This is a genomic window from Inquilinus sp. Marseille-Q2685, assembly GCF_916619195.1.
Classification (GTDB): domain Bacteria; phylum Pseudomonadota; class Alphaproteobacteria; order DSM-16000; family Inquilinaceae; genus Inquilinus.
In genome coordinates this window covers 259,839-269,196 of sequence record NZ_CAKAKL010000009.1, presented here as the reverse complement: position 1 = coordinate 269,196, position 9,358 = coordinate 259,839, and the positions used below count along the sequence as shown (strand labels likewise).

At 63.5% G+C, this 9,358-nt stretch carries 10 protein-coding genes; 5 read left to right on the top strand and 5 right to left on the bottom strand.

Features of this window, described 5'->3' with window-relative positions; genetic code table 11:
* Positions 1–27 precede the first annotated feature (27 nt).
* Both LG391_RS30185 and LG391_RS30180 read right to left on the bottom strand, forming a co-directional pair.
* Positions 28–315: a co-chaperone GroES gene (locus LG391_RS30185; RefSeq protein ID WP_225772060.1), complete on the bottom strand. Its 288-nt coding sequence runs from the start codon at positions 313–315 to the stop codon at positions 28–30.
* A gap of 125 nt (positions 316–440) precedes the next feature.
* Entirely contained in the window at positions 441–1,199 is a 759-nt protein-coding gene (locus tag LG391_RS30180; protein ID WP_225772058.1) for a hypothetical protein, read from the bottom strand.
* Between the two features lie 682 nt (positions 1,200–1,881).
* Between LG391_RS30180 and LG391_RS30175 the strand changes: the two genes are divergently transcribed.
* A complete protein-coding gene (locus LG391_RS30175; RefSeq protein ID WP_225772056.1) occupies positions 1,882–2,382 on the top strand; it encodes a hypothetical protein in 501 nt (166 codons plus the stop codon).
* 19 nt (positions 2,383–2,401) lie between these two features.
* The gene (locus LG391_RS30170; RefSeq protein ID WP_225772054.1) at positions 2,402–2,560 is read left to right on the top strand and encodes a hypothetical protein; all 159 of its coding nucleotides are present in this window, start codon (positions 2,402–2,404) and stop codon (positions 2,558–2,560) included.
* A 187-nt stretch (positions 2,561–2,747) separates the two neighbouring features.
* Here LG391_RS30170 and nhaA read toward each other — a convergent pair whose 3' ends face one another.
* A complete protein-coding gene (gene nhaA, locus LG391_RS30165; protein ID WP_225772052.1) occupies positions 2,748–4,061 on the bottom strand; it encodes a Na+/H+ antiporter NhaA in 1,314 nt (437 codons plus the stop codon).
* A gap of 531 nt (positions 4,062–4,592) precedes the next feature.
* Here nhaA and LG391_RS30160 point away from each other — a divergent pair.
* The 3 genes from LG391_RS30160 to LG391_RS30150 all read left to right on the top strand — a co-directional run bounded on the left by LG391_RS30160 (position 4,593) and on the right by LG391_RS30150 (position 7,115).
* Positions 4,593–5,453, top strand: coding sequence for a transglutaminase family protein (locus tag LG391_RS30160; protein ID WP_225772050.1), 861 nt, complete (start codon positions 4,593–4,595; stop codon positions 5,451–5,453).
* A 619-nt stretch (positions 5,454–6,072) separates the two neighbouring features.
* On the top strand, positions 6,073–6,507 hold the full coding sequence (locus LG391_RS30155; RefSeq protein WP_225772047.1) for a tetratricopeptide repeat protein: 435 nt from the start codon (positions 6,073–6,075) through the stop codon (positions 6,505–6,507).
* A 173-nt stretch (positions 6,508–6,680) separates the two neighbouring features.
* Entirely contained in the window at positions 6,681–7,115 is a 435-nt protein-coding gene (locus tag LG391_RS30150) for a hypothetical protein (protein WP_225772045.1), read from the top strand.
* 63 nt (positions 7,116–7,178) lie between these two features.
* Here the strand turns inward: LG391_RS30150 and LG391_RS30145 are convergent, their stop codons facing one another.
* Both LG391_RS30145 and LG391_RS30140 read right to left on the bottom strand, forming a co-directional pair.
* On the bottom strand, positions 7,179–8,156 hold the full coding sequence (locus LG391_RS30145) for a fatty acid desaturase (RefSeq protein WP_225772043.1): 978 nt from the start codon (positions 8,154–8,156) through the stop codon (positions 7,179–7,181).
* A gap of 349 nt (positions 8,157–8,505) precedes the next feature.
* Positions 8,506–9,297, bottom strand: a complete 792-nt coding sequence (locus tag LG391_RS30140; protein ID WP_225772041.1) for an NYN domain-containing protein — start codon at positions 9,295–9,297, stop codon at positions 8,506–8,508.
* Positions 9,298–9,358: the final 61 nt, after the last annotated feature.

Genomic DNA, 9,358 nt, shown 5'->3' with positions numbered 1-9,358 from the left:
GAGGGGGGATGTGGGAGGCGGGTGGGATCAGGCGACGACGCCGATCACGTCGCTCTCCTTCATCACGAGGTAGTCGACCCCCTCGAGCCGGATCTCGGAGCCGGACCATTTGCCGAACAGGATGCGGTCGCCGACGCCGACATCGAGCGCTTGGATCACACCATTCATATCCCGTGCGCCAAGGCCGACGGCCACGACCTCGCCCTGCTGCGGCTTCTCCTGGGCGGTGTCGGGGATGATGATCCCGCCTGCGGTCTTGGCTTCGGCATCGATGCGGCGGACCACGATCCGGTCGTGCAATGGGCGGAATCTCATCACCTGAATCCTTTGATGAACTGTGCAGTAAGCAACTTGGTTGCGGCGCAGGGAGCAGGCTTCCCCGTCGCCGATCTCTGTCTTGCCGTCGCGCTGATGCAGGAACGAACGAGCTCAGTCGTTCGTCAGCCGGCCTCGCGCGGCCGCGGGCGGGTCATGACCGCCGATCCGCCGTTCGCGATGATGGCACGGATCGCGGCCTGCGCCGCGTCCTGAGCCGGTTTCCCCGCGAAGTAATGACCGTAGAACTGCCCGTCCCTGGTCACTGTCCATCTCCCGGCCTGGTGGGCCACCAGGAACACCGTCGGGACGATCCCATGTTGCTCGCCATCATGCTCCACAGTCGATGCGCGCAGAAGCGGGCCTGCCGGCTGCTTGGCGGGGACGGCTGGTTTCCCCGCCCCTTCTCCAAGACGGATCACCTCGCGGACGAACTGTTCGGCGTATTGCGCGGTGTCCGTATAATCGTGCTCGCGACGGCTCAGATGGTCCGGATTGTTGAACGCGCGATTTAAGCGGTTGATGAACTCCGGCTCGGTTTCCGCCATATGGGCGATCAGCGCCTGCAGGATCTGCTCATGCGCGAGCACACGTCTCTCCAGATCGGTGTTCTCGACCGCGCCATATCGCCTCCGGGCATGACCATGGTCTATGCCGGTGACTGGTCCGCCAGACGCGTGGATGGCGCTTCCTTGTCCTCCGATGCGCGCTGCCCGATCCAGTTCCCAGCCTGCCGGATCCTGCGACTTCCCCAGGTGTTCGGCCATTCCTTCGTTTTCGCTGCGCTCTTCCGCGGAACGATCCAGTTCGGCATCGCGCGGCGAGTCGCTCGGCACCGGCTCGTCCGGCCAGTAGGGGCTCTCGCGCCACATGATGTTTCCCATGATCTTTCCTTGTGATGGGATATCGCTTCCCTGCGAAGCAGGACGCGATCGTTCCCAGTTCAATCTTGCTCGACAGGGAGGGCGGGCGCCGGCGCCCTTGATCAGGATGCCGTTTGAGCTGGATGCGTAACGCCATTCAGTGAGGCCGCAATCCCGAATTGTACGTGGGAATCTAATATGTAAATATCAAGTGATTTTAAAATATATTCCAGATTGCCAAAAAATATACCGACCGCGTTTCGGCATAATACGACTGACGGACGCTTGTGTAGAAACTTCATTCCGACGCAGATGATGTATTTAGCGATGGTTGTGTTTCGTTAATTATGCACTGAAAAGTAGTATTTTCTGCGCGAGTCCAGCGCCAGGGCAGGAGGAATTGACGACGATTTCGGTCGCAATAGCCTCGGAGCCGCACCATCTCTTGAGGGTGAGCCGCTGAACATCGTCGACCGTGTGTGACGGATCAGTCGGCTGGCGACATCGCCCGATCGAAGGGCGCTCCTGATGGGCCTGCTTCTTGGCAGGACCACAGAGTATCAAGAGTACGCGCCATGAAAGCCTGGTTCGTTCCACCGATCGTGATTCCCGCGGGGTTCATCCTGCTGGGCATCCTCTACGTCGCGTCGCGAGCATTCCTGTAGCGGGTGAGGAGGCGGGCCGCGCCCTTGGAAGAATCCCGATGACCCTGCGAACCCATAGCGGGACCGTCACCTTTGTGCGGCCGTTCACGTTGAGCGGAATCAGCGGACAGCAATCACCAGGGACCTATACTGTCGAGACCGACGAGGAACGGATCGAGGGCTCGCCCCCTCCCACCTATCGGCGGGTCTCGACGATGATCAGACTGGCCGGACGCCCGGGGACCGGGGAGCAGGTTCAGGTCGTCGTGGTGGATCCCGATGAATTGGCAGCGGCGTTGGCGCGAGACGCTGATCCTCCGGATGACGCTTGCGCACAGGGAGCGCCCGCTGAAAGCCGCCAAGAGGGCACGCCGCAAGGAGCCCTCCAGGGATCTGAGACCCGCTCCGGTGAGACGGATGGCCGGCAGGGAGCCTTTCGCCCGACCGACCGGCTCTATGAAGTCTGGCGGTTCTGGGCGAAGCGGCACCCTATGGGGCTGGCCGGCATCATCGCGATACTCGGGGGCGTGCTTTTCGCCGCCTTGGTGCTGAGCTGGTGATTGACCCGCAGATAGGAACATGGAGATGCGCACGTTCAGGAAGATCTCTCAGCCAGTCGAGCGCGCTGTCACTCTCACCGTCAAGGCAGATGCGGGCAGGATCATCGGCCTCATCGTCGCGCCCTCGTTCAGCGACGCAAACCCTCATTTCATCATTACGCCGAGGGTGGCCTGCTGACGGCCGAGCAAGCGGGCGGCGCGACGGTCGGGATCGCGAGTTACCTGAAGCTCGAGGTTGTAGTCATCGACGACGGAGGCCTCTGGGGATCCAAGATAGGGGCGCCTCCTATGAGCTGCATGGCACGCCGGGCGGACGACGACGCCGAATGGAAAACCGGTGCGGCCGATGATCGGTCTGATCCTGGTCACCGCTTGGCCGGAGACGTCAGCCATGCCAATGCCAACATTCCGCATGCCGCGGAGGCGGCCGACGCGCCCAGAATACCCAGTTTGGCCGAGTTGAGCAGGCTGGAATCGAAGGCCAATTCGCCGATGAACAGCGCCATCGTGAAACCGATGCCGGTCAAGAGGGCGCCTGCTGCCAGAACGCTCCAAGGCAGTTCGGGCGGGCGTGCTGCAAATTGGAGGCTCACTGCCAGACAGCTGAAAGTGATCACGCCGATCGGCTTGCCGAACACGAAACCGGCGAAGATCGCAATCCCGAGGGTTCCGCCAATGTCTTCGGGGGAGATCGCCAGACCTGCATTCGCTAGCGCGAAGAGCGGCATGATCGTGAATGCCACCCAAGGATGAAGGATAATCTCGAGACGCTCGATGGGAGATAAGGCTTCACGGGAAGCGGTGCTCGCTCGGCGGAGATCGCGCCGGTTCGTCGTATCGCCGCTCCAGCTGTTGCCCGGAGGATAGGCGACCACGCGATTCAGAATCGCGCGCAGGCGATTGTCGCTCACCCAACTATGCGCCGGGGTCATCAGACCAAGGACAAGGCCCGCAAGCGTCGGGTGGATGCCCGATGCGTCCAGGGCTAGCCAGATCGCTCCGCCGATCACGAAGTAGACCTGGAAGCTCCGGACCCCGAGGCGCGCGGTCCCCGCCACCACTGCAAATCCCAGACCCGCCATCCCGAGAGCTGCCCAATCCAAAGCGCCGCCATAGCCGATCGCAATCACCACGATCGCACCGATGTCGTCGAAGATCGCCAGCGACAGGAGAAACAGCCGCAAGCTCTGCGGAACGCGGGATCCAAGGATCGCGAGGCAGGCGATCACGAAGGCGGTATCGGTCGCCATGACGATACCCCAGCCGTGGGCGCCTTTGCCGCCGCCCTCAAGCGACAGGAAGAGACCCGCCGGCACGATCATTCCGCCAAGAGCTGCTGCGATGGACAGAGCCGCCATGCGCGGATTGCGCAATTCCCCCAACACCATCTCGCGCTTCAGTTCGAGCGCGACGACGAAGAAGAACAGCGTCATCAGCCCGTCGTTGATCCAGTGCTTCAACGAGCGAGAGAACTCGAAGTCGCCCAGCCGGAAACCGGCCTGCATGTCCCATACCGCGAGAAACGACGTCGACCAAGGGGAGTTGGAGAGAACCAGGGCCAGAAGGGCGCTAAGCAGCAAAACGGCACCGGCCGTCGCCTCAATGCGAAGGAACTGCGTGAACGGCTTGGTAAACCGGTCCACCGATTCCTTGGGAAGCCGCTCAAGGCTGCGGTTCATGGTGTTCAGACTTTCGTGGTCGGTTCCTGCGGTCACCCGACAGGCAAAAGAGCAAGCCGCAGTTGCGCCCAGTGCTACCGCAGAATGTACGAAGCCGTCTGGCAGGGTAAGCCACCAGGATCGGTGGCCGACCGATTATTCCATCTCTTGGCGTTGTCGTTGTCGTCGTTTGATCCTGCAATGCAAGGTCGGTCCGGCGCTTTCAGCGCGAAGCAAATCTCACCATCGGAAATTTCAACGCGGCTCGCTCCATCAATATTCCAGTTCGGAGCTTGTTCCGACTGCGTCCCGCAATATGTCTGATCTGGCGACCGGGCCACATCGACCTGCGGCAGACGACCCTCGATCAGAAACCGACATCTTCAATGATATCCGCCACTGCCGGACGTTGCCGCAGCGCCCCGAACCGGACGCCAGCGGGGCGGCCACCGCCGACGCATTGATGAGCTTCGGGCACTCGACCGCTACCGGCGGGCGGCAAGGCGGGTCCATCGAGCAGCGCCCGCATCGACACTCAGGTTGGAGCTTCCCTTGATCACGCTCAGGATCCAACACAAGACGACCTATCGCTATTGCCAGCCGGTGAGCCTTGGGCCGCACCGGCTGATGCTTCGTCCGCGTGAGAGCCGCGATCTTCGCCTGATGTCGAGCGATGTGGCTGTGACACCTACCGCGGCGATGACCTGGGCGCAGGATGTCTATGGCAATGCCATCGCGACAGCCACATTTCAGACCATGGCCGATCATCTCGTGGTCAACAGCGTCGCGGAGCTTCAGCTCAACGGCACGCCGTGGCCGGTCTTCGACATTGCCGCCTCTGCCCTCTCATACCCTTTCCGATATTCTGACGATGAATGGGCCGACCTCGGTGCGCTCGCGATCCAGCAATATCCGGACCCAGCGTGGCAGTTGCGCGATTGGGCGCGGGGGTTCATCCGCGCCAATCCGACGGATACCCTTGCGCTGCTCAAGGACCTGAGCGCCGGCGTCGCGGATTGGATCCGCTATCAAAGCCGGGAGGACGAGGGCACCCAGTCGCCGACCCTTACTCTGGATCGCGGTTGGGGATCCTGCCGGGATTTGGCGGTGCTCTTCGTCGAGGCGGCACGCAATCTCGGTTTCGGGGCGAGGATCGTCTCCGGCTATATCTACAATCCGGACCAGGGCAGTCCGGGGGCAGGGTCGACCCACGCCTGGGCGGAAGTCTATGTTCCGGGTGCGGGGTGGATCACCTTCGATCCGACGAACCGCAGAGTCGGCGGGCTTAATCTGATCCCCGTCGCTGTCGCCCGCCATATTCGGCAGGCCATGCCGGTGGCCGGCAGTTTCGTGGGAATGACCGATGCTTTCCAAGGCTTGTCAGTCGAGGTCCTTGTCACGTCATCGATGTGACGAGGCGTCGGGTCACCTGCGTAGAAAAAGAATCGGTGAGCGGGACCAATCGATAAAATGGTCGGGACAACCGGATCGCTTGGAAGGGGCACCCGCAGTTTGTCGTCGTAACAACACCAGAGCGGCACCATATACAGTGAACGGTCCCTCATAAAGTGGATAGATCAACACCAAAGAGCCAACTGATCGCAGCTCTCTCAAGATGGGAAGGCGAAGGCGGGGGCCACATCAGCCGCGCCACGATGAGGCGGCCTTCGGCGACAACGAAGACCGCGTTCTGCGGCGGCTTGGAGCGGCAGTCATCCTGAAATGGAATGATTTGCCCACGCATATACGACGTGCACTGTTCGATCATGCTGTATCGACGCGCGATGTCGGCGATGCGGTTGAAGGAGCGGATCGCTCGCTTTCTCCATTTGCACAAGAAAAATGGTCGCGGCTGAAGAGGCTACACGCACGCGCTGCTGAGATCACCGGCGCCTTCCCAGCCCCTCCCCGATACCGCCATGGCGCGAAGGTTTTCTCGGGTATCCTGCGATCCGCGTGTCAGGTCGCCCATGCGTCCGGGGGCCAAAGCGGCACACGCCAATATCAAGGTGGCATCATGAGGATCGACAGCATGAAGCGTCTGCATTGCGATGCAGCCCGGGGAGATGCCGTCGCGCAATTCAACCTCGGCCTCATCTATGGCAATCGCGAGGGTGACGACGTCAACGCCATCGACGGCAAGCGGCCGGATGCCATCAGATGGCTGTCGCGCGCGGCGCGGCAGGGTCTGCCCAGAGCGCAGGCCCGGCTGGCCGAACTCTATGTCGAGGACTCGTATGCGTCGAAGGATGCCCTGCAGGCATGCACGTGGTTTCTCTTGGCGGCGGAGGGACTGTCCGGCGCCCGCCGGCAAAATGCCCGGTCGGGTTACGAGCGCGTCGCCTCGCACCTGACAGCTCCGCAAATCGCGCAGGCGCATCGCCACGCGTTGGTCTGGAGACCCAGGATAGAGGCGAGGGTCCCCTCGGCAGGACTATCACCGGGTCTCGAAAGGACACCGCAATGAAGGCCTGGTTCGTCCCGCCCGTCGTGATTCCGATCGCCCTCGTGGTGCTGATCGTCGTCTACGCCGCGGTCCGGGCCTTCGCCTAGCCGCAGGCGTGGCGGGCGCCGACACCGGAAGATCGATCGGCGAGAGCAAGGAGCCGCGAGTGACCCTTACGGGCCAGCAGCAGGACGGTGACCTTCGTCCGGCCGTTCACCCTGAGCGGCATCGACGGGCCGCAGCTGCCCGGAACCTACACGGTGGAGACGGACGAGGAGCTGCTCGACGGCTCGTCGCCTCCCGTCCACCGGCGGATCGCGACGATGATCCGCCTGCCCGGCCGGCCCGGGAGCGGCGAGCTGGTCCAGGTCGTCACCGTGGATCCGGACGAGCTTTCCGCGGCCTTGCTGCGGGATGGCGCGTCGCCGGACTCCGTGAAAGCCGGTGGGCCGGGAGACGAACGCTCCGCGCCGCGACCGGGAGAAGCACCGGGTCGGCCTGCGCCCCGCCCGCTCGATCGGCTGCTTGAAAGCTGGCGATACTGGGCGGCGACCAACCCCCGGGCGCCGTCCTGGATCGTCGCGATCGTCGTCGGCGTCCTGTTCGCCGCCTTTGTCGTGGCCTGGTGATCGGCCGACGGGGGACGGTCGATCCGACGCCGGCCGCCGCGGCCGGATCTCAGCCGCCCGTGATCAGGTTCGGCTGACGGCCGCGGCCGGGAACCCGACCATCCGCTGCCGCTTCTCGTCCCAAAGAGCGAAGAACGGCGCGCGCAGGGCATCCCACAGGCTCAGGCTCGGCACGGCGCGCAGTTCCTGGATCGCGGCGTGACAGGCCGGCAGGCGGTAGTTGGGGATGCGCGGGTTGAGGTGGTGGATATGATGGAAACCGATATTGCCGGTGAACCATTGCAGGATCCGCGGCAGCTTCAGATAGGATGAGCCCTGCAGCGAGGCCGCGCCGAACGTCCACTCCGCATCCCGCTGCCACAGCGTCTCTTCGAAACGATGCTGAACCGCGAACAGCCAGACGCCGATGATCGACGCGATCATCAGGATCGGCAGCTGGACCAGCAGCACGCGCTCGAACCCCAGGACGAGCCCGAGGCCGCCGAAGAGACCGGCGATGCCGGCGTTCGTGGCGAGGACCGACAGCCGCTCCCGGCGCCATGCCTTCGGCGTGTCGAACGGAAGCCGGTAGAGCAACAGGAAGACCAGCGGCGGCAGCAGCAGCCCGGTGACGACCGGATGCCGGCTCAGCCGATACAGGAAACGGCGCCGGGGCGCGAGCGCGTGGTATTCCGAGACCGTCAGGCAGGTCGAGTAGATGTCCACGCCGCTGTCGCGCCGGTCGAGATTGTTCCAGACGGCGTGATGCCCCGCATGCTGGCGCCGCCAATTCGCGAAGGGCGTGAAGGTGATCAGCCCGCACAGGCGGCCGAGCGCCACGTTGGCGCGGCGCGAGCCGAAGAACGACGCGTGCCCGCAATCATGCTGGATGATGAAGAGACGGACGGTCAGGCCGGCCCCGATCACGGCCAGCCCGAGCGTCAGCCAGTACGATGCCCCGAAGCTGGCATACATCGCCGCGCAGACCGCGACGAAGCCGGCGAGTGTCGAGGCCAACTGCCAGACCGCCCTCGGCAGGCTCGGCGTCCGGAAGCGGGCCACCTCGGCCCGCAGCGCCGCGTCGGCGTCGAGCGGCGGGCGCGACCGTGCCGTCACGGGCTTCGGGTTGGGAGTGCTTTGCATGTTTGTCCATGAACTGCCCGGCAGAATCGGGCGGTGGTGTCCGTGAGAATTGCCGCGAGCAATGAGACGACAAACAGCGCTCCACAACAGCAGCGGTCAAACTTCGAAAGGTACGGAAGCTGAGCTCGGCGCTCGATCACGAGCTTTGAGAGCTGGCCGAACAAATCTAGGTCGACTTATCAGATATAGGAACGAAGACGATGATTTTAACCGCCCGAGATCCGCAGTTGGAGATGGCCGGCAGCAGGCGCCTGCCGTTCGGATGGCTTCACTGCTTGGATGTCCGGCCTCGGCCGCGCCGCGTTCCGGCCGTCGCCTTGCTGGAAGTTCCGGACGATGGAGTCGGTCGCGGCCTGATCCGTATGGCCCGGCCCTCCGGCTGATCGAGATCGAACGCTTCGGTCTTTCGCACCAGATCGCTGAGTTTCCGATAGCCATAGGTGCGCGGATCGAAGTCCGAGGCGATATTCGCGAGGCGCTGCCCCACAGCGCCCAGGCCCACCCAACCGTCTTCCGTCTCCATCTGCGCGATGGCCTTGTGCAAAATCGGAATGGCGGCGCTGGGAGGCTCGAGAGGCCGGCGGGAAGGCTCTTCCGCGGGCGTGGCCCCCTGCGCCTCCGGCAGCAGGTTCTCGGTATAGATGAACCTGCGGCATGCCTGCCGGAAGCTCTCGGGGGTCTTCTGCTCGCCAAAGCCATAGACATCGGCCCCCTGTTCGCGAAGGCGGGATGCCAGGCGCGTGAAATCGCTGTCGGAGGAGACCAGGCAGAACCCATCGAACCGGCCGCTGTGCAGCAGATCCATGGCGTCGATCACGAGGGCGATGTCGGACGCGTTCTTCCCCGTCGTGTAGGCGAACTGCTGGTACGGGTCGATCGCATATTTCTGCAGGATGTCGGCCCAGGACTTCAGACGCTGGCCTGAGAAATCGCCGTAGATCCGTCGGACGCTCGCCTCGCCGAACTTGGCGACCTCTTCGAACAACCCAGCGGCGATGCGCGGCGAGGTGTTGTCGGCATCAATGAGAATGGCAAATCTGGGCAGGCGCTCTTCCGCCATAGTCTGAACCTCCGCTTGGCATGGCCCCGCAGCTCAGGACGTCCCGTCATGGATAGGCCCA